The sequence below is a fragment of the Pseudarthrobacter sp. MDT3-1 genome (assembly GCF_054510755.1).
Genome location: NZ_JBTNDX010000008.1, coordinates 120,737 through 139,063 on the forward strand (window position 1 = coordinate 120,737; position 18,327 = coordinate 139,063).

An 18,327-nucleotide genomic window follows, 5' to 3' on the forward strand; every position below is an offset into this window, starting at 1 on the left:
GGGGATCTTTTCTTTGTCCGCAATGTCTTTGTCCACCGTGACTTTCCAGTCGCAAATCGTTCGGGCCGCTGTGAGGATCAGCTTCCCTGGCCCACCAGGCCCCGGACCAGCCGTGCCCCCTGCCGCAGCGAAAGGCCGGGCAAATAGGCCCGGGTGAGCGCCCGTCCGATCGCCGGCAACTGCAGCGGATCCTGGTAGTACAGGTAAAGCGTCCGGTACTCGGGTTTGAAGCGTGATTTGAAAGCCGCCAGGGACCGGAATCCGTAGACCGGTTCGAGGGCGTGGCCCACCACATCGAGGATGCGGACGAGGTTCTCTGCCGGCACCGGCTCCCCCGGCGTTTCGTCGCCGGGCCGGCTGGCGAGCGGGGACCCGGAGAGCGAGATCACCTCCACGGATTCGCGCAACTCCAGGACCGCCGAAGCAATGAGGAACTCCATCACCCCGGGGAATCCGTCAGCGCCCCGGCGCATAACGTCCAGAGTGCGGCTGACCAGCGTCCCGCCGTCGTAAACGGGCAACCAGCTCGTGACCCCGTGCACGTGGCCGTCGCCGTCCACGGCCAGGCAGCAGAGCACTTCGTCGTCCATCAGCTCATCCATGCCGCCCAGCGTGAATCCCATTTCCGGAACTGATTTTCCTGCCGCCCATTCCTCCGACACTTCGCTGAGCCGGGCACGCAGGGCGGACGGAAGCCCGTGGTACGTGCCCCAGACGGCTTTGACGCCCATCTTGGCGGCGCGGTTGCGGGCAGTCCTGACGTTCTGCCATTCCTTGCCCGTGAATTCAAGTTGCCGGACGGACAGCCTGGTCTCCTGCGCTACCGACACGCGCTGGAAGCCCCGGTCCCGCAGCAGGGGCCACAGCGTGTCATCGCACGAGTAGAAGGCCGGGATGAGCGCGCGGTTGCCGCAGTAGGAAAGAAACCCTTCGGCAGTCCGCTGACGGGAGTCTGCCGCACCGAAGGGACCGGCCAGCGTCAGGGCAACACTGCCGTGCAGCTGGTAGGCGACGGCGCCGCGTGCATCCGGGCTGAACCAGTACCGGTTGGGCTCCCAGAGGGCCATCCACGACAGTGAATCGCCGCCCTCGTGCAACAGCTTCCGCGCGGCGGCCCTGTCGTCGTGGCCCGAATCGCTGCCATGATGCCGGCCCAGGAGCACGGACCAGACGCCGGCCAGGGCAACCAGCCAGAAGACCGGTCCGGAGTATCCAAAGATCAGGGACTCAAGCCCGTTCCGTTCAGCAAAAACCCGGTGGTAGAGATTCGGCAGTGGGACCGGCAGATACTGCCTGGACAGTTCGGCCAGCAAGCCCAGCAGGCCGCCGTCGCGCGTCATTCCCCCAGCGGCAAACCAGGCCAGGGCGTAGCTCGCGGCCAGGAGGAGCCAGACGCCACCGACCACCGCCAGGAGCCGACGGCGGGCGGCAGGGATCGTCTCGACGCGGAACTGGCGGCGGTTAGCCCAGAGCAGGACCGCCAGCAGCAGTGGGACGATCACCAAAGGCAGGATGTGGGCAAAACCTGAACCCATGGCGGCTGTGTGCGGCCGCGCGGGATAGTGCGGGATCAGCGCGAACAGGGCCAGGTAGACGGCGGCCATCGCCGTGACGGCCAGCTGAAGGGCCAATGTGATGCGCAGTGCCATGCGGCGGCCGCGGCGCATTCCGTCAGCACAGATGAGGAGCAGAACCACCGGCACTACTGCCAGGGCGAGGCCAAAGGGTCCGGCGAAGCCCGTCCGCCCCACCTCCAGGCAGGATGCCACCACTGTTGTTCCACAGTTTGCTTCGAGCTGACCCAATGTGGGCATGGGGTTCAACACCACGTCCCGGAGCAGCGCAAGCGGGCCGGTGGGCGTCCGGGCAACGGCGGTAAGAATGGGTCCCACGGCAAACACGGCCACCGTGAGGGCGAGCAGGTTCCTGGTTTCCCTGCCGCTCGAGCGGGGCGGATGAAGCTGGCCGTGGTCGCCCTGGTTCCACCAGCTGCCTGCGAGACCCACCGCTGCACCTACCAGGCCGATGACGGTCTCGGCATGCCCCACATACAGGACCAGCAGGAGCGACACCGAGAGCAGCGCCGTCCGCAACCGGCGCCGCCACAGAACAGGGATCCTGCCGCTCGCGGCCAGCGACGCCGCAAGGATAGCGGCGTAGGGACCGATCAGGCTATTGTCGGCCATCAGCCCCAGCCAGCCGTCTCCCGCATACCTCGCCAACTGGGTCAGGAGCAGGAAGACTGTGACAGCAACAAACTGGCCGCCGAGGAAAAACGCCGCAGTCTGAAGGGGCCCAAGGTTCCTCTCGGCCAGGCCCAGCAGCAGCAGGATCATCAGGGACGCCACCAGGTAGGCCAGCGGGTTCGTGGCAAAGAACAGTGACGTCACCAGTGCCCACCAGTTGCCAGCCTTCAGACCAGGGGCGCTGACGCCTGCGAGGGATAGAAGCTCTTCCGGCGGTCCGCTGAGGAAGCTGCCGGTTGCCGCCCCGACCAACAGGAAAATGCCGAGGATGCTGAGCGTCAGTGGCACCGACCGCAGGTAGCCCCGCATTCTTCGGCCAGCCGGAAGCAGGACGGCTGACCAGAGCAGGGCCGGCGCACGGGATTCGCCAGCTTCCCTCATTTCGCCCACCCCCAGTGAGCAGCCAGCAGCTCAAGCCCGTTGTCCATGCCGGGAGTCAGCACGTCCCACGAATGGCCGGTGTGAGCCACCACGTCCGAGCCCACGGTGAGACCTGCCCCGCGGGCCGCCGCCTCAAGGGTCCGCAGATTTGCGACGAACTCCGCATCTGTGGCCCCGGCCGCGAAATACGCCACGCTGCCAGGATATTTGCGCTCCTTCAACAGCGTCAGCGGTATCTGGGCATCAAAGGCAGCGGTGTCGCCGTGGAAGGCCGCATCAACCGTTTTCTGGCGTTCCTTGGCCAGCGCAGGCTCGCTCTCGCTGGAAAAGGCGAGAACACCCGTGTACAGCTCCGGGTGGCGGGTGGCCATCTGAACTGCGCAGGTGGCACCAAAACTGAAACCGCCGATGGCCCATTGCCGGTGGTCGGAGTCCACGTCCAACGTTCCCGAGATCCATGCCGGCACATCGACAGAGAGGTAAGTGTCTGCCTTGGCGATGGCGCTGTCCATGCAGAGATTGTTCGCTGACTGGTTGCCGTTGGGATCAACCACCACAACAACAGGCGCCGCTCCCCCATGCCGGGCGGCGAAAGTGTCCATGCGTGCCGGGAGCGACCCGCCGGTCAACCAGTCGGCAGGGCCGCCGGGCTGGCCGGGGACCAGAACCAGGACCGGAAGGCTGGGACGATTCGAAGCAAAGTAGGCCGGTGGCAGGTAGATGTACGAGTCGCGTGCCTGGAGACCCGAGGACGTTCCTGGAATGGATGCGGTGCGAACAACGCCGTCGGCAGGGATCTCATTGGAGGGTTTCCATCCGTCCAGGGGCGTGGCAGGGCTGTCCGGCTGGCGCATCAGCTCCTGTTCCAGGGCCGGGATGCGGCTCAGCGCCGTTCCTGTCAGGTCCGCAACTGTCCGGTTGAGGCCGAAATACGCGTTGATCTGAACCGCAGCCAGCAACACTACGGCCAGGAGGGCGAGCACATCGAGCGCACGGCGGCGCCACGACGCCGTGGGGAGCCGGAGCAACACCAGCAGGAGGGCGGCCACGGCCGGGAACACCCAGGCCAAGACGTCGAACGGCAGTTCTTCGGGGAAGGCAGAGGCCCAATAGATAAGGATCCAATGGACCAGGAGCACCACGGCGGCGGCTGCGGCAACAGCGGCGGCAACACTGAGGAACCAGCGGCGGCGGCCAAGGACGCGCGGAGGCCAGATCAGGGACAGAGCCGCGGCGGCACCAAGGACCCAGGCGGCCCAGTACACCGGTCCGTCGGTCAACCGGATATCAGCAATCCAGTCCACGTGGCTAGCGCCAGGTACCCACGCCGATGACCGGCCCGGCTTCCAGCCAGGAGGACAGCCCCGCGTACGCATCGAATTTCATGGCCAGCCGCAAATCCTGGTCTTCGTACCGCAGTTCAACAATCACGACGTCGGGCTGGACCTTCACGGCCTCGGCCTCGGTGGGCTTGCGGCGGCCCAGCAGCTCCAGGGAGCTGCGCTTGAACTTATGTTTGGGACGCACACTCAGTGACAGCAGGCGGAACCATTCAAGGTCGTTATCCTGATAACGACAAACCCCCATCTGCCAGCTGTTTCCAGCAACGCAAATGGAGGCGTCCACTGTGCCAAGGGCGCGCCGCAGATTGAAGCGGCGCACCCCCGAAAGGCCCAGTGCGAAAATCAGCAATCCGAAAACGATTGCCAAGGAGATGAACGTAAAAGTCGGAGCGTCCATCAGGGTCGTGCTAGCGGATCCCAGCAGTAGCCGCGTCACCCAGTTGGGCGTTGTCAGCAACAATCACCACGCGGTTGTTGTCGACGGAGAAGAATCCGCCGTCAACAGCCACGGCAATGCGGTTCCCGGAAACCGGCTCGATGGCCAGTTCACCTTCGGCCAGGATCGCCAGCAGGGGCGAGTGGCCGGGCAGGATTCCGATTTCACCATCGCTGGTGCGGGCCTTGACCATCTTGGCCGCTCCAGACCACACGAAGTGATCCGCTGCGACAATCTCAACCTCAAGCTCAGCCATACTACTTGGTCTGTTCCTGGATCTTGGCCCACTGGCGCTCGACATCGTCCAGGCCGCCGACGTTGAAGAACGCCTGCTCGGCTACGTGGTCGAAGTCGCCGTCGCAGATAGCGGTGAAGCCTTCAACCGTGTCCTTGATGGTGACGGTGGAGCCTTCGACGCCGGTGAACTGCTTGGCGGTGTAGGTGTTCTGGGAGAGGAACTGCTGGATGCGGCGTGCACGCGACACGACGATCTTGTCCTCTTCCGACAGTTCGTCAACGCCGAGGATGGCGATGATGTCCTGGAGTTCCTTGTTCTTCTGCAGGATCTGCTTCACACGGACAGCCGTGGTGTAGTGGTCCTGACCGATGTACTGCGGGTCCAGGATGCGGGACGTCGACGTCAGCGGGTCAACGGCCGGGTACAGACCACGGGAAGCAATTTCACGGGAAAGTTCCGTGGTTGCGTCGAGGTGTGCGAAGGTCGTGGCCGGGGCCGGGTCGGTGTAGTCATCTGCGGGGACGTAGATGGCCTGCATCGAGGTGATCGAGTGGCCCTTGGTGGACGTGATGCGCTCCTGGAGGAGACCCATCTCGTCTGCCAGGTTGGGCTGGTAGCCCACGGCCGAAGGCATACGGCCGAGGAGGGTGGAAACCTCGGAGCCTGCCTGGGTGAAGCGGAAGATGTTGTCGATGAAGAGCAGCACGTCCTGGTTCTGCACATCGCGGAAGTATTCCGCCATGGTCAGAGCGGACAGTGCAACACGCAGACGCGTTCCCGGCGGCTCATCCATCTGGCCGAATACAAGGGCGGTGTCCTTCAGGACGCCAGCCTCTTCCATTTCAACCCAGAGGTCGTTACCTTCACGGGTACGCTCGCCGACACCGGCGAATACCGAGGTACCACCGAAGTTGCGAGCCACACGGGTGATCATTTCCTGGATCAGAACCGTCTTGCCCACGCCGGCGCCACCGAAGAGGCCGATCTTTCCACCCTTGATGTACGGGGTGAGAAGGTCAATGACCTTGATGCCGGTTTCCATCATCTCGGTGGAACCCTCAAGCGTCGCGAAGGCCGGAGCCTTGCGGTGGATGGGCCAGCGCTCGGTGATCTCGAGTTCCGACTCAGCCACGTCAAGCGGCTGGCCGAGGACGTTGAAGATGTGTCCCTTGACGACGTCGCCGACCGGCACGGAAATGGGGGCTCCGGTGTCCACGACAGCGGTACCGCGGACCAGGCCGTCGGTTGCCTGCAGGGAGATGGCGCGAATGACGTTATCGCCGAGGTGCAGGGCAACCTCGAACGTGATCGTCTTGGTCTCACCGTTGAGGGTAATCTCCGTGGTGAGGGCGTTGTAAATCGAGGGGATTGCGTCAGCCGGGAATTCGACGTCGACAACCGGGCCAATAACACGTGCAATACGGCCGGTAGCACCGGTCGTCGCGGCTACGTGTTCGGTAGCAGTGGCAGTCATCTCTCTCACTTCACTCAGTAGATGGCGTAGGGGTTAAGTTTACTTTGGTGCAGGTACAGCTGGATCCGGGCTCGTGGAGGCTAGGACGCGTTCAACGCGTCAGCACCGGCCACGATCTCGGAAAGCTCCTGCGTAATTTCAGCCTGGCGGGCAGTGTTGCGCAGACGCGTGAACTTCTTGATGAGGTCCGTGGCATTGTCGCCGGCGGACTTCATTGCCCGCTGGCGGGCAGCGAGCTCCGAAGCTGCTGCCTGCAACATGGCGGCGAAAATGCGTGACTCGATGTAGCGCGGGAGCAGGGCATCAAGAACCTGCTCCGCTTCCGGCTCGAATTCGTAGAGCGGCAGGAGGTCCGACTCGGACGCCGCCTGCTCTTCGACAACCTCAAGCGGAAGAAGACGGATAACCGTCGGCTCCTGCGTCACCATGGACTTGAAGCGGGTGTAAACGACATGGATCTCGTCTACGCCGCCCTCTTCGTAGTCTGCAGCGAAGGCTTCGAGCAATGCCGCGCCGACCTCACGTGCAGTTCCAAACTCCGGCGCGTCAGTGTTGCCGGTCCACACGCGCTCGTAAGAAAGGTTGCGGAAGTCGAAGTACGCCTGAGCCTTGCGGCCCATCACGTACGTCTTGACTTCTTTGCCCTCCTCGTGGAGCAGCTCGGTGAGACCGACCGCCTGCTTAAGCACGGTCGCCGAGTAGGATCCTGCAAGGCCGCGGTCTGCACTGATAACCAGAACAGCTGCCCGGCGGATTTGCGTCGGCTCGGTGACCAGCGGGTGGTCGATTTCGCTCTGGCTTGCAACAGCAGAAACGGCACGCGTAATCGCGTTTGCGTAAGGCAGTGAAGCCGCTACGCGTGCGCGGGCCTTGCCAATGCGCGAGGTAGCGATCAGTTCCATCGCCTTGAAGATCTTGCGCATCGACGTGGTCGAGCTGATCTTCTGGCGGTAGACCCGAATCTGGGCTCCCATACTTTTCCTTTCCTAAGATCCCGGTGGCCGGGACTGCCGGAACCTCGGGGTTCCGACAGTCCCTGCCAGCGAAACTAGCGCTTCTGCTTGACGATCTTTTCCTGGTCTACATCGGCTTCCGAGATAGCTTCGTGCTCCTCGTGGCCGGCGCCTACCAGGCGGTTGTCACCTTCACCGAAGAAGCCCTTTTTGAAGGCCACAATCGCGGTCTTCAGTGCTTCAGCGGTGTCATCGTCCATAACGTTGGTCTGCGCCAGCGTGGTCAGGATGGAGGACTTGTGCTTGAGGTGCTCCAGGAATTCGGTCTCAAAGCGGTTGATGTCCTCAACCGGAACCTCGTCGAGGTGGCCGTTGGTACCTGCCCAGATGGACACAACCTGGTTCTCGATCGGGAACGGTGAGTACTGGCCCTGCTTGAGCAGTTCCATCAGGCGGGCGCCGCGGGTCAGCTGCTGGCGCGATGCGGCATCGAGGTCCGATGCGAACATGGCGAAAGCCTGCATGTCGCGGTACTGGGCCAGTTCCAGCTTCAAAGTACCGGAGACCTTCTTCATGGACTTGACCTGCGCAGCACCACCCACGCGGGACACAGAGACACCCACGTCGACGGCCGGACGCTGGTTGGCGTTGAAGAGGTCCGACTGCAGGAAGATCTGGCCATCGGTAATGGAGATCACGTTCGTCGGGATGTAGGCAGAGACGTCGTTTGCCTTGGTTTCGATGAGCGGCAGGCCGGTCATCGAGCCGGCACCGAGCTCGTCGGAGAGCTTGGCACAACGCTCCAGCAGACGGGAGTGCAAGTAGAAGACGTCGCCCGGGTAGGCTTCGCGTCCCGGCGGGCGGCGCAGCAGCAGTGAAACTGCACGGTAGGCCTCGGCCTGCTTGGAGAGGTCATCGAACACGATGAGGACGTGCTTGCCGCCGTACATCCAGTGCTGGCCGATGGCCGAACCGGCGTACGGTGCCAAGTACTTGAAGCCTGCCGGGTCAGACGCGGGGGAAGCCACAATGGTGGTGTACTCCAGTGCGCCGTTGTCCTCGAGGGTCTGACGGACAGCCGCGATGGTGGATGCCTTCTGACCGATTGCCACATAGATGCAACGCACCTGCTTGGTCACATCGCCGGAAGCCCAGTTGGCCTTCTGGTTGATGATGGTGTCGATGGCGATAGCCGACTTGCCGGTCTGGCGGTCACCGATGATCAGCTGACGCTGACCGCGGCCGATCGGGATCATGGCGTCGATAGCCTTCAGACCGGTCTGCATCGGTTCGTGAACCGACTTACGCTGGGTCACGCCGGGCGCCTGGAGTTCCAGTGCACGGGTGGTTTCGGCCTTGATTTCGCCGAGGTCGTCGATGGGCTGGCCCAAGGGGTCAACCACGCGGCCGAGGAAGGCGTCGCCTACCGGTACGGACAGAACCTGACCCGTGCGGTGGACTTCCTGGCCTTCTTCGATTCCGGTGAAGTCACCGAGTACGATGACACCGATCTCGCGGACGTCAAGGTTCTGGGCCAGGCCCAGTGTGCCGTCTTCAAAGCGAAGCAGCTCGTTCGCCATGACCGAGGGAAGGCCCTCAACACGGGCGATGCCGTCACCTGCGGTTGTTACACGGCCAACCTCTACGCGCTCAGCGTTTCCGGGTTCGTAGGACGCCGCGAACTCGTTCAACGCATTACGGACGTCGTCGGCGTTGATGGTCAATTCGGCCATCTGCAGTCCCTGCTCTCCTGTTTTCGTGATCATCGTTGCTCACGATGACCGGGGTTTCGTTTCGTTAAGTTGTGCTTGTCCGGCTATCCGGCCAGTTGGCGGTGAAGCTGTCCCAGCCGGGTTATAACCGAAGCGTCGAGCACTTCGTCACCCACCTGGACACGGATTCCGCCGATCAGTTCAGGATCAACGGTGATGTTGATCTTGAGCTCGCGACCGTACAGGGAATTAAGCCCTGCCTGGAGGCGAGCGAACTGCGTCTCCGTCAAGGGACGGGTGACGCTGACCGTTGCAATCCAGCGCTGTTGCCGTTTGGCTGCCAGCTCGGCGAACCGGGCTACGAGCCGCGTCGGCTTGATGCCGCGGGGCTGGGAAACTGCCTGCGCGATGAGGACTTTTGCTTCCTCGCCTGCGCCGGGATGCAGCTTCTGCGCCAACCCGGTCTTCGCTGCAGCACTGGCCTGCGGCTCAGACAGAGCACGTTGTACCTCGTGGTTGGAGGCAACGGCCTGGTTGAAGGAGAACAGATCGTTCTCCAGCTCTTCCAGCCCAGAGATTCCGGAGGCAGAAACGGCCGACTTGTTTTCAGCAACGGCGATAACCACCGTCGCGGCAAGCGTCTCGAGTGCATCGCCGATATCTCGGGCCGATGCCCAGCGTGAACTGGCCAGTCCGCCCGCGATGTCCGCAGCCTCAGCGGAGACTTTTCCGCCAACAAGCTGCCTGACAAGCGCCGACTTTTCGTCACCGGTGCGGGACGGGTCAGTCAGGGCGCGGCGCAAGCCAGCCGAGCTGTCCACCGTTCCCAGGATTCCGAAGAGTTCCTTAGCCAACTGCAGCGAGGCCAACGGAAGCTTTGCTTCCAGTTGGGTCAGCGCCGTGGTCAGCGATTCGCTCGATACACCTGACATTACTTAGCTGCACCTGCGTTCTGGTTCTCCAGATCTGCCAGGAAGCGGTCAACCACACGGGCAGAACGCTCGTCATCGTTGAGTGCTTCGCCAACGATGCGGCCTGCCAGCGTGGTGGCCAGCGTGCCTACCTCGGAGCGCAGAGACACAACTGCGGCCTGGCGCTCCGATTCGATCTGCACGTGTGCCTGGGCCGTGATGCGGGCAGACTCAGAGGCGGCCTTTTCCTTCAGATCTGCAAGGATCTGGGCGCCTTCTGCACGGGCTTCCTCGCGGATGCGGTTGGCCTCGGCACGGGCATCGGTCAGCTGCTGCTTGTACTCTTCGAGTGCTGCAGAAGCCTCTGCCTGCGCCTTTTCTGCCTTGGCAATGCCACCTTCAATGGCCTCGGCACGCTCTGCAAACGTCTTCTCGAACATCGGGACAACGAACTTGACCACGATGTACATGAGGACAGCAAAGCCGGCGAGAACGACGCCCATTTCCCAGACGTTGGGAACGAGCGGGTTGGTCGCCTCGGCGCCTTCCACGGCGGCTGAGATGATCGTTTGATACATAATTCACCCGTCCTTATCTACTCGGTTCTGGATGTTCGCTTGGTTCTGAAGTCAGACTAGAGAACGAAAGCGAAGACCAGGCCGAGGATGGCGAGGGCTTCAGTCAGCGCGAGGCCGAGGAATGCGATCGGCTGCAGGACGCGCTGGGCTTCCGGCTGACGTGCTACGCCGTTGATGTAAGCAGCGAACACGAGGCCAACACCGATACCACCGCCGATTGCGGACAGTCCGTAGCCGATGAGGTTGAGGGAGCCGTTGATGGTGCCTTCCATTTTTCTTCCTTTCAAGATGCCATCTATGTGGCAGGTTGTTTGGGTTGCTTCATCCCCGTGAGGGGAAGTTTGTGGGTGCCTAGTGGCTGTCCGCGTGCAGGGCGCCTTCGATGTAAATGGCGGTCAGCAGCGTGAAGACGTAGGCCTGCAGGGCCATGATCAGTGCTTCCAGCATGTACATGGCAACTGCGCCGGCGATGACCAGAAGGGAGGTTCCCTTGAGCAGGATGTTCTCCTGCATCACCAGGAACTCAATGCCGGAACCGGCGATCATGACGATCAAGTGTCCTGCCAGCATGGTGGCAAAGAGACGGAGGCTGTGTGTGACCGGCCGGACCAGGAAGTTCGAGATGATCTCGATCGGGATCACAATCGGGAGAATGTAGACCGGGACGCCGGACGGCACGGTGGCCAGCTTGAAATACTTCAGGCCATTCTTCTTGATGCCGATGGCAATCCAGGTGACGTACACAATGCCCGCGAGGACATAGGCGCCGCCAACGTGCGAGAAGCTTGGGAGCTGGATCACGGGAATGGCGCCGTAGATGTTGTTCACCAGAATGAAGAAGAAAAGGCTGAACAACAGCGGGACATACTTCATGAAATCTTTGCCGCCGATAATGTCTTTTGCAATGCCGTTTCGGACAAAGCCATAAGCCATTTCACCAGCGAACTGGAGCTTGCCGGGAACAAGCTGCTGCTTCCGCGCAGCTAGCAGAAAGAATGTGGCGATAATGACGACCGACAGGATTACCAGCAGCATCTGCTTGGAGAATCCGTCAGCCACCCCCCACGGCAGGATTGCCGGCAGGTGCATTTCTTCAATTCCAGGAGGATTGAACTCTCCTGAATCTTGGGCCGGGAGCGCAAGCGCGATCAACGCGTTTCCTCTCTGCAGTGTCCATCATTGGGCGTTGGTCGAGGACCCGCGGAATTGTGCTCCGCAGCTCCCCCTGTGAAATTATTTGGCATTTGTGTTTCCGTCCGCGGACGGGCCGCTGTCTGCGCCGCTCTTACCTGCCGTGGTTCTGGAACTGGTAAGGCCATGCATGTGGGAAAGATAGAAACCTCCGAGAGCTCCAAGCAGAGCGCCTGCGAGCACGATCCAGCGGGTTCCCCACAGATAATCCAGACCCCACCCTATCAAACTCCAGACGATGATTCCGCCAATAATGTAGCTAAAGACGGCCATTCCGGCGTTGTATCCGCCGTCGTTGTTTTCGGCCGACACCCCCGGCGTGGGCGCAGCGTTCTTGGGCACGGAGGATCCGTTTTTCGCTGTTCGTTTCCGATCAGGCATCGTTCGGCTCCTTGGGCTCGGGGTCGTTGTAAATCTGCAGGCGCGCCTTGCTGAAGCCATAGATTTCGGCAGCCTGCCAGAAGACAACAGTGGCAACGGCACCAATCAGGAACCATCGGTCGTGAAGCCAGGCAGGTGCTCCGATCACAAACAGGACAACCGCGAAACCCACGACCTTGACAAAGTAGGTGGCCGCGAACATTCCGATGGCACCGGAGGGGTTGTTGCGCCCCACGAAGTGGCCCACGAGAAGACTAATGGCGAAGAAGAGCATCACCAGGAGGCCGCCCAAAGTACTGGACAGAACGCCGCTGGGGCCGTTCAGGATCACAGCCGGGATGCCCGCCAGCATCAGTGCGCCTGCACCGGCAGCTGAACTGAGTGCGAGGAGGCGAAGCCACAGCGAGCGCGCGGGACCGGAAACACCAACGGGTCCGCTGCCGGACGAACGTCCGGGTTCGGCGTTGGAGGTCATAAGATCCCAATCGTCGGCGCCCTGGGGCTGGGTGGAGGGGCAGCTTAGGCTGCCCCTAAATTCTACACGAGATAGAAATAATTCCGAACGCCGTTACGCCGGCGACTGGTCACTGTGGCGGCGCAGGTAAGGCCAGGCCGTAATCAGGCCCATGACCAGCGTGGCGAAGATGTCGGCGGCCAATACAACTTGCCAAGGGAAGACGGCAAACGCCAATCCCCCGAAGGACAGGACGGCGGTCCAGAGGTACATCAGGATCACGGCCGTCCGGTGCGAGTAACCTATATCCAGCAGCTTGTGGTGGAGGTGGCCGCGGTCTGCGGACCATGGCGAACGTCCCCGCGCTGTCCGGCGGACGACGGCGAGGCCCAGGTCAAGCAGTGGCAGGAACAGCACGGCGAAGGGCAGCAGAATCGGTATGACTGTGGAGATACCGTTGGCGCGGTCGTACAGCCCTGACGTGATCTGGCCTGTGGAGACGATGCCGGCGGCTGCCATCAGCAGGCCGATCAGCATGGCACCGGAATCGCCCATAAAGATCTTGGACGGGAACCAGTTGTGCGGCAGGAAGCCGATGCAACTGCCAACGACGACGGCGGTGAGCAGGGTGGCCAGGTCCGAATAGTCCAACAGGACGGCATTCCTGTGCACCCAGTACGCCGTGAAGAAGAAGGCAGTTCCGCCGATGATGGCCACGCCGGCGGCCAGCCCGTCGAGGCCGTCAATGAAGTTGAAGGCGTTCATGGTGGTGACGATGAGCCCGGCCGTCAGCACGACGCGGAGCAGTTCGTTCTCCAGATAGATCGGCTCCGGAACCCACGGGACGATGGTCATCCGGACGCCCCAAATGGCCACCACCAGGGCTGCGGCGCTCTGGCCGATGAGCTTCACCCACCAACGGATATCCAGGAGGTCATCCGCGATCCCCACCAGCACGATCAGGGCCGCGCCCGCCAGGACGCCCCACGGCGAGAAGTTGTTCCGGTAGATGTCCTTGACGAAGAAGGACTGGCTGGCCACGAGGAGGGCCACCAGCACGCCGAGGAAGATGGCTACCCCGCCCAGCCGGGACACCGGCGTCGTATGCATGTCACGGCTGCGGATGGGGGCGTGGAGTTCAAGCCGGTGCCCGATGACGCGGGCACCCCAGGTGGCTCCGTAGGACACGACGGCAGCCGTCAGCCCCATAAGCAGGTACATAATCATGCGATAGCGGCCGTTTCGTCGGTGTGCGGCGCAACCCTGCGGGTGCGCACAGGCATGGACAGCGGCCCGAACAGGTGGTCCTCGATCGATGGGCTCACTGGCGGGGAATCTGACTTTCGATAAATGAAACTTCTCCGTCGCCGGGCGCGCAGCAGGCAGTGCTTGGTGCCTTACAGGGCTGTATTACAGTGGACTCTAGTCAAGATACTAGCGCCAACGGCTCCATGGCTTCGCGCCACACTGGCGCATTGCGAGCGGGGAATCCCCTGAAGGCCATGCTGAAAGGAATCCCCATGACCGTCCGGGTTGCAGTTGCCGCCGTGACATTTAACCGTCATAAAGAGCTGTCCGTCCTGCTGGACGCCATTAATGCGCAGTCCGCGGCAGTGGACACCATCTGCCTTGTCGACAGCGGCACGGACCCCGCACGCGATGTTGCCGCGCGGCACCCAAATGTTGATTACGTCCGTTCCGAAGCGAACCTCGGCGGGGCAGGCGGCTTTGCCCTCGCCGCGCTGAAGGCGGTGGCCAGCGGAGCCAAATGGGTCTGGATGATGGACGACGACGCCGAGCCGGCAGATCCCGAATGCCTCGCCACGCTGCTGCGTGAGGCTGAGGCACGCGACCTTGAAGCCGTGGTCCCGCTGGTGGTTGCCCCCGGCCATCCCGACCGGCTGTCCTTCTTCTTCCGGCTGGACGGGAAAGTCACCCATGACCGGGCCGAACTGGAAAAAGTAGGTTTCCTACCCAACGACGGACACTTCTTCAACGGTGCCCTGATCAGGTCCGACGTGTTTTTCAAGGTGGGCCTGCCGGACATGCGCCTCTTCATCCGCGGCGACGAGGTGGACTTCACCATCCGCCTCCGCAAGGCGGGCATCCGGTTCGGCACGGTGACCACCACCGCCATCACCCACCCGCATGCGTTTTCCGAGACGAAGCACGTCTTTGGTGCACGATGGCATGTGATCGTGCCGGATTCGGCGTTCAAACGTTACTACTACTACCGCAACCGCGGGTACCTGATCCGGCGCTATTTCCGGGTTAAGTCGCTGGTGGCCGACGTCGGCGGCTATCTTGGCTATTTTGCGCAGCGCCGTGACCTGAAGGGACTGCTTGCCTGGGCAAGTTCCTTCTCGAAGGGACTGCGTGCCAAGGGCTTCGCGCCGCTGGAGGACCAGAAGTTCTAGGACACGCGCCGCAGCCGGCGGCGGGCCAGCAGCCACAGCAGCACCCACGGCTCGCCAAACACGCGGTACGCCACGCGGCGGGGATGCAGCAGCAGGCGCCATGCCCACTCAAGCCCGAGCCTCCCGAGCCATCGAGGTGCAAGCTTCTGGATTCCGGCCAGCTGGTCGATAGCGCCGCCCACCGTGCAGTAGATGGCCGGCGGGAGCGTGTCGAGCTGGCGCTGCAGCACTGATTCCTGCAGCGGCATTCCCAACCCGAGCAGGACGAGCTGGGGCTGCTGCTCCGCGAGCCAGCGCACAGCGGCCGTTTCGACGTCGTCGTTCCAGCCTTCGCCGGGCAGGCCCGCTATCGTGGCACCGGGAACAATGCTCCGGAGTTTTTCGACAGCCAAGGCGTTCGCCTCGGCGCCGGCGCCAACCACCGCAATCCGCTTCAGGCCGGCAACCTTGCCCAGGGACGGCAACCAGTCCGTGGAACCCAGCCGGTACTCCATGACCGGCCCCACGGCATTCCCCGTCCGGCTCCACAGCCAGAGCACCGGTGCCCCATCGAGGAGCACCACGTCGCTCTCCTCATAAACGGAACGAAAGCCGGCGTCGGAATGTGTCAGCGTGACACTGTGCAGGTTATGTCCGACGACGGTCCGCTTGGTCCCGTCGGCGACGAACCCCGCCAGCACCTCAAGCAGGTCGTCAACCTTGAGCGGCGTGGCGTCCACGCCCAGGACGGGGATGTGCTGGCGTGCCAGGCTCACCCGTCAGTCTCCCGAACCGGCGCGGACGGCTCGTTGGCAGCTTTTTCAGCTGCCGGCTCTTCAGCGGCCGGCTCTTCAGCGGCCGGCCCTTCAGCGGCTGATTCGGCCGGCAGAGCGACTTCTTCAGATTCTTCCTCGGGCTCAGCCATCGGAATCTCGCCCAGGCCCAAGACGCCCGGAACGTGCGCCCGGAGTTGCTCCAGGGACACAGCGCCGTTGCGCACCACGCGCAGCAGCGTCCCGGTGGCATCCACGATTGTGGAGGGCACGGCGTCAGTTCCTTCCACAGGCCGGAAACCGCCTTCGAGGTAGACCTCCACGGACTCCGCGAGCTGGGCACGTGCCTCCGCGGCGGTCTGTGCCGGCGGCTGGCCGGTCCGGTTGGCGGAGGAAACGGCCAGCGGACCGGTCAGCGTCAGGAGTTCCTGGGCCACCTCGTCGGCGGGCATACGCAGGGCCACCGTTCCCTGGGTCTCACCCAGGTCCCAGTCCAGTGACGGCTGGGCGTGCAGAATCAGGGTCAGTCCCCCCGGCCAGAACGCCTCGGCGAGCTTGCGGGCATCAGCGGAAACATCTGTGGCCAGGCCGTCCAGCGCGTTGATCCGGGGAATCAGTACCGGCGGCGGCATGGTGCGGCTGCGCCCTTTGGAGGCCAACAGCATGGTGACGGCCTGCGGCGAAAAGGCGTCGGCGGCAATTCCGTAGACCGTGTCCGTGGGGAACACCACGCACTTCTTTTCGCTGATGGCACGCTGGGCATGCTCCAGGCCAAGGGCGCGCTGATCCTCGGACGTGCAGTTGTAGGTTGTGGTCACTGGCCTATTCTTTCATCACTCGTGGTGCGGACCGGCAAGGACGGCGCTCGTGGCGCGTTCCTTGCCGTTGAGGTCCAGGTGCGTGGTGATCTCCCGCCAAGCACCCGTCCGCTGCATCATGCCGGCGATCCAGCCGGCCTGGACTTCCGCGTGTTCCATCACGAAGTAGCCGCCGGGAACCAGCAGCCGGGCAGCCGAGGCGGCCGCCGCCGTCGGAAGTTCCATGCCGTCCGCTCCCCCGCCGTACAGGGCTTCGGGAGGATCGTGCAGGGCAACTTCGGGTTCATTCGGGATGGCTTCGGCGGGAATGTAGGGCGGGTTGGAGATTACGACGTCGAAGGTTCCGTTAAGTTCCGGCAGCGCGTCGCGGAGGTCCCCCAGCACCAGCTTGACGCCCAGGGGCGCCAGGTTCCGGGCCGCCCACGCGTGCGCGAACGGACTGTATTCCACGGCGTGGACTTCAGCGCCGGGCACCTCGTGGGCGATGGAGCCGGCTATTGCGCCCGAGCCCGTGCCCAGGTCAACAATCCGCGGGTGTGCCATCCCCTTGACGTGGTCGATGACCAGCTGCACAACGGACTCTGTTTCCGGCCGGGGGATAAAAACCCCCGGCCCGACGGCGAGCTCCAGATACCTGAAGTGCGCCACTCCGGTGATGTGCTGCAGCGGGATCCGTTGGGCCCGTTCAGCGACAAGTTCGGCATAGCCAACAGGCGCTGGAGTGTCCCCCAGCATCATCGCCCGGAGCCTCCCGAGCCCCACACCAAGCAGGTGGTCCGCCAGGAGTTCCGCGTCGACGCGGGGGCTGGGGACCCCGGCGTCCCGGAGGATCACCGTGGCCTCGCTGACGGCAGCCGCGAGGGACTGCCCAGACCCGAGTGTCATGGGTGCCGGCGGCTAGTCGCCGATGGCGTCCAGGCGTGCCTGTTCGTCCATCTCGATGGCGGACTGGATGACCGGTTCCAGGTCCCCGTTCATGACCTGGTCCAGGTTGTAGGCCTTGTAGCCGGTGCGGTGGTCCGCGATCCGGTTTTCCGGGTAGTTGTACGTGCGGATGCGCTCAGAACGGTCCATGGTGCGGATCTGGGATTTACGCTGGGCCGAGTTCTCGGCGTCGATGATTTCCTGCTGGTGCGCCAGAATGCGGGCGCGGAGCACGCGCATGCCGGCTTCGCGGTTCTGCAGCTGGGATTTCTCGTTCTGCATGGCCACCACGATGCCGGTGGGAAGGTGCGTGATACGGACAGCGGAGTCCGTAGTGTTCACGGACTGGCCACCGGGACCCGACGAGCGGTAGACGTCGATCTTGAGGTCGTTCTGGTTGATGTCCAGCTCTTCGGGCTCGTCAACTTCGGGAAGGACCAGGACGCCGGCGGCAGAGGTGTGGATGCGGCCCTGGGATTCGGTGACGGGCACACGCTGCACGCGGTGGACGCCGCCTTCGAACTTGAGCCGTGCGTAGACGCCCTCGGCAGGATCGTTCGAGTTGCCCTTGACGGCCATCTGGACGTCCTTGTAGCCACCGAGATCGGATTCGTTGGCCGAGATGAGTTCAGTCTTCCAGCCGCGTGATTCCGCGTACCGGGTGTACATCCGCAGGAGGTCGCCGGCGAAGAGCGCGGCTTCGTCGCCGCCTTCGCCGCCTTTGACCTCCAGGATCACGTTGCGGGCGTCGTCGGGGTCCCGCGGAATGAGGAGCCTGCGCAGCTTCGCAGAAGCCTGCTCCAGCGCTTCTTCCAGCACGGGAACCTCGGCAGCAAACTCAGGGTCCTCCGAGGCCATTTCCTTCGCAGCGGCGAGGTCGTCCTCCAGGGCATGCCACTTGTTGTATGCCTCCACGATGCCATTGAGCTGCGCAGAACGCCGCCCCAGCTTCCGGGCCAGCCGCTGGTCAGCATAGACAGCAGGATCACCAAGCTGCGCCTGGATAGCATCATGCTCATCAAGCAGGCCCTGTACGGACTCAAACATTTTCAAAACCTCTTTCGACTCTTACAAGTCTAGTTTCACGAGACTTAACGACGAACCGCTCAAAATATGCC

General features: G+C 63.1%; 19 protein-coding genes. 1 reads left to right on the forward strand and 18 read right to left on the reverse strand.

All coding sequences use genetic code 11. The annotated features are described in order from the left end of the window. Window positions 1-77: 77 nt before the first annotated feature. The 14 genes from ACX80X_RS08485 to ACX80X_RS08550 form a co-directional block, all read right to left on the reverse strand. A complete protein-coding gene (locus tag ACX80X_RS08485) occupies window positions 78-2,627 on the reverse strand; it encodes a bifunctional lysylphosphatidylglycerol flippase/synthetase MprF (protein WP_252613438.1) in 2,550 nt (849 codons plus the stop codon). After that, the gene (locus ACX80X_RS08490; RefSeq protein WP_252613436.1) at window positions 2,624-3,931 is read right to left on the reverse strand and encodes an alpha/beta hydrolase; all 1,308 of its coding nucleotides are present in this window, start codon (window positions 3,929-3,931) and stop codon (window positions 2,624-2,626) included. The genes ACX80X_RS08485 and ACX80X_RS08490 overlap by 4 nt, the downstream gene beginning before the upstream one ends. Before the next feature lie 4 nt (window positions 3,932-3,935). Further along, the gene (locus ACX80X_RS08495; RefSeq protein WP_252613434.1) at window positions 3,936-4,367 is read right to left on the reverse strand and encodes a DUF2550 domain-containing protein; all 432 of its coding nucleotides are present in this window, start codon (window positions 4,365-4,367) and stop codon (window positions 3,936-3,938) included. A gap of 10 nt (window positions 4,368-4,377) precedes the next feature. After that, the gene (locus ACX80X_RS08500; RefSeq protein ID WP_056349400.1) at window positions 4,378-4,662 is read right to left on the reverse strand and encodes a F0F1 ATP synthase subunit epsilon; all 285 of its coding nucleotides are present in this window, start codon (window positions 4,660-4,662) and stop codon (window positions 4,378-4,380) included. A gap of 1 nt (window position 4,663) precedes the next feature. Then, window positions 4,664-6,118 (reverse strand): F0F1 ATP synthase subunit beta, encoded by a 1,455-nt coding sequence (gene atpD / locus ACX80X_RS08505; RefSeq protein ID WP_252600085.1) that lies wholly within the window; start codon window positions 6,116-6,118, stop codon window positions 4,664-4,666. 80 nt (window positions 6,119-6,198) lie between these two features. Then, entirely contained in the window at window positions 6,199-7,092 is an 894-nt protein-coding gene (locus ACX80X_RS08510) for a F0F1 ATP synthase subunit gamma (RefSeq protein ID WP_252600086.1), read from the reverse strand. Window positions 7,093-7,166: 74 nt separating this feature from the next. Continuing rightward, a complete protein-coding gene (gene atpA, locus ACX80X_RS08515) occupies window positions 7,167-8,804 on the reverse strand; it encodes a F0F1 ATP synthase subunit alpha (protein WP_252600145.1) in 1,638 nt (545 codons plus the stop codon). A gap of 83 nt (window positions 8,805-8,887) precedes the next feature. Continuing rightward, entirely contained in the window at window positions 8,888-9,715 is an 828-nt protein-coding gene (locus ACX80X_RS08520) for a F0F1 ATP synthase subunit delta (RefSeq protein WP_252600087.1), read from the reverse strand. Beyond that, entirely contained in the window at window positions 9,715-10,272 is a 558-nt protein-coding gene (locus tag ACX80X_RS08525; protein ID WP_252609854.1) for a F0F1 ATP synthase subunit B, read from the reverse strand. Before ACX80X_RS08525 ends, ACX80X_RS08520 begins: the two co-directional genes overlap by 1 nt. A 56-nt stretch (window positions 10,273-10,328) precedes the next feature. Further along, a complete protein-coding gene (atpE, locus tag ACX80X_RS08530) occupies window positions 10,329-10,544 on the reverse strand; it encodes an ATP synthase F0 subunit C (protein WP_056349415.1) in 216 nt (71 codons plus the stop codon). Between the two features lie 79 nt (window positions 10,545-10,623). Next, window positions 10,624-11,424 carry a F0F1 ATP synthase subunit A gene (gene atpB / locus ACX80X_RS08535; protein ID WP_056349417.1) on the reverse strand — a complete coding sequence of 267 codons (801 nt, stop codon included), beginning with the start codon at window positions 11,422-11,424 and terminating at the stop codon, window positions 10,624-10,626. An 81-nt stretch (window positions 11,425-11,505) separates the two neighbouring features. Next, a complete protein-coding gene (locus ACX80X_RS08540) occupies window positions 11,506-11,844 on the reverse strand; it encodes a hypothetical protein (protein WP_227008120.1) in 339 nt (112 codons plus the stop codon). Continuing rightward, window positions 11,837-12,319 carry a hypothetical protein gene (locus ACX80X_RS08545; protein WP_252613432.1) on the reverse strand — a complete coding sequence of 161 codons (483 nt, stop codon included), beginning with the start codon at window positions 12,317-12,319 and terminating at the stop codon, window positions 11,837-11,839. The genes ACX80X_RS08540 and ACX80X_RS08545 overlap by 8 nt, the downstream gene beginning before the upstream one ends. Before the next feature lie 93 nt (window positions 12,320-12,412). Continuing rightward, window positions 12,413-13,525 carry an MraY family glycosyltransferase gene (locus tag ACX80X_RS08550; protein ID WP_252565138.1) on the reverse strand — a complete coding sequence of 371 codons (1,113 nt, stop codon included), beginning with the start codon at window positions 13,523-13,525 and terminating at the stop codon, window positions 12,413-12,415. 293 nt (window positions 13,526-13,818) lie between these two features. Here ACX80X_RS08550 and ACX80X_RS08555 point away from each other — a divergent pair, with 293 nt between their 5' ends. After that, entirely contained in the window at window positions 13,819-14,715 is an 897-nt protein-coding gene (locus ACX80X_RS08555; protein WP_252609850.1) for a glycosyltransferase, read from the forward strand. On the opposite strand, the gene ACX80X_RS08560 is transcribed toward ACX80X_RS08555, so the two are convergent. The 4 genes from ACX80X_RS08560 to prfA are packed head-to-tail and all read right to left on the reverse strand — an operon-like array spanning window position 14,712 to window position 18,256. After that, complete coding sequence (locus tag ACX80X_RS08560; RefSeq protein ID WP_252609849.1) at window positions 14,712-15,470, reverse strand: WecB/TagA/CpsF family glycosyltransferase; 759 nt, start codon at window positions 15,468-15,470, stop codon at window positions 14,712-14,714. The genes ACX80X_RS08555 and ACX80X_RS08560 overlap by 4 nt on opposite strands. Beyond that, window positions 15,467-16,285, reverse strand: coding sequence for an L-threonylcarbamoyladenylate synthase (locus ACX80X_RS08565; protein WP_252613430.1), 819 nt, complete (start codon window positions 16,283-16,285; stop codon window positions 15,467-15,469). Before ACX80X_RS08565 ends, ACX80X_RS08560 begins: the two co-directional genes overlap by 4 nt. A gap of 15 nt (window positions 16,286-16,300) precedes the next feature. Beyond that, a complete protein-coding gene (gene prmC, locus ACX80X_RS08570) occupies window positions 16,301-17,170 on the reverse strand; it encodes a peptide chain release factor N(5)-glutamine methyltransferase (protein ID WP_104061165.1) in 870 nt (289 codons plus the stop codon). A 12-nt stretch (window positions 17,171-17,182) separates the two neighbouring features. Then, a complete protein-coding gene (gene prfA / locus ACX80X_RS08575) occupies window positions 17,183-18,256 on the reverse strand; it encodes a peptide chain release factor 1 (RefSeq protein WP_058932004.1) in 1,074 nt (357 codons plus the stop codon). Between the last annotated feature and the right edge of the window lie 71 nt (window positions 18,257-18,327).

Coding starts and splice junctions, on each gene's coding strand:
- prfA (WP_058932004.1), bottom strand. CDS start 18,256: ATGTTTGAGTCCGTACAGGGCCTGCTTGATGAGCATGATGCTATCCAG.
- ACX80X_RS08495 (WP_252613434.1), bottom strand. CDS start 4,367: ATGGACGCTCCGACTTTTACGTTCATCTCCTTGGCAATCGTTTTCGGA.
- ACX80X_RS08550 (WP_252565138.1), bottom strand. CDS start 13,525: ATGATTATGTACCTGCTTATGGGGCTGACGGCTGCCGTCGTGTCCTAC.
- prmC (WP_104061165.1), bottom strand. CDS start 17,170: ATGACACTCGGGTCTGGGCAGTCCCTCGCGGCTGCCGTCAGCGAGGCC.
- ACX80X_RS08485 (WP_252613438.1), bottom strand. CDS start 2,627: ATGAGGGAAGCTGGCGAATCCCGTGCGCCGGCCCTGCTCTGGTCAGCC.
- ACX80X_RS08520 (WP_252600087.1), bottom strand. CDS start 9,715: ATGTCAGGTGTATCGAGCGAATCGCTGACCACGGCGCTGACCCAACTG.
- ACX80X_RS08555 (WP_252609850.1), top strand. CDS start 13,819: ATGACCGTCCGGGTTGCAGTTGCCGCCGTGACATTTAACCGTCATAAA.
- atpA (WP_252600145.1), bottom strand. CDS start 8,804: ATGGCCGAATTGACCATCAACGCCGACGACGTCCGTAATGCGTTGAAC.
- ACX80X_RS08540 (WP_227008120.1), bottom strand. CDS start 11,844: ATGCCTGATCGGAAACGAACAGCGAAAAACGGATCCTCCGTGCCCAAG.
- ACX80X_RS08500 (WP_056349400.1), bottom strand. CDS start 4,662: ATGGCTGAGCTTGAGGTTGAGATTGTCGCAGCGGATCACTTCGTGTGG.
- ACX80X_RS08525 (WP_252609854.1), bottom strand. CDS start 10,272: ATGTATCAAACGATCATCTCAGCCGCCGTGGAAGGCGCCGAGGCGACC.
- ACX80X_RS08510 (WP_252600086.1), bottom strand. CDS start 7,092: ATGGGAGCCCAGATTCGGGTCTACCGCCAGAAGATCAGCTCGACCACG.
- atpE (WP_056349415.1), bottom strand. CDS start 10,544: ATGGAAGGCACCATCAACGGCTCCCTCAACCTCATCGGCTACGGACTG.
- ACX80X_RS08545 (WP_252613432.1), bottom strand. CDS start 12,319: ATGACCTCCAACGCCGAACCCGGACGTTCGTCCGGCAGCGGACCCGTT.
- atpD (WP_252600085.1), bottom strand. CDS start 6,118: ATGACTGCCACTGCTACCGAACACGTAGCCGCGACGACCGGTGCTACC.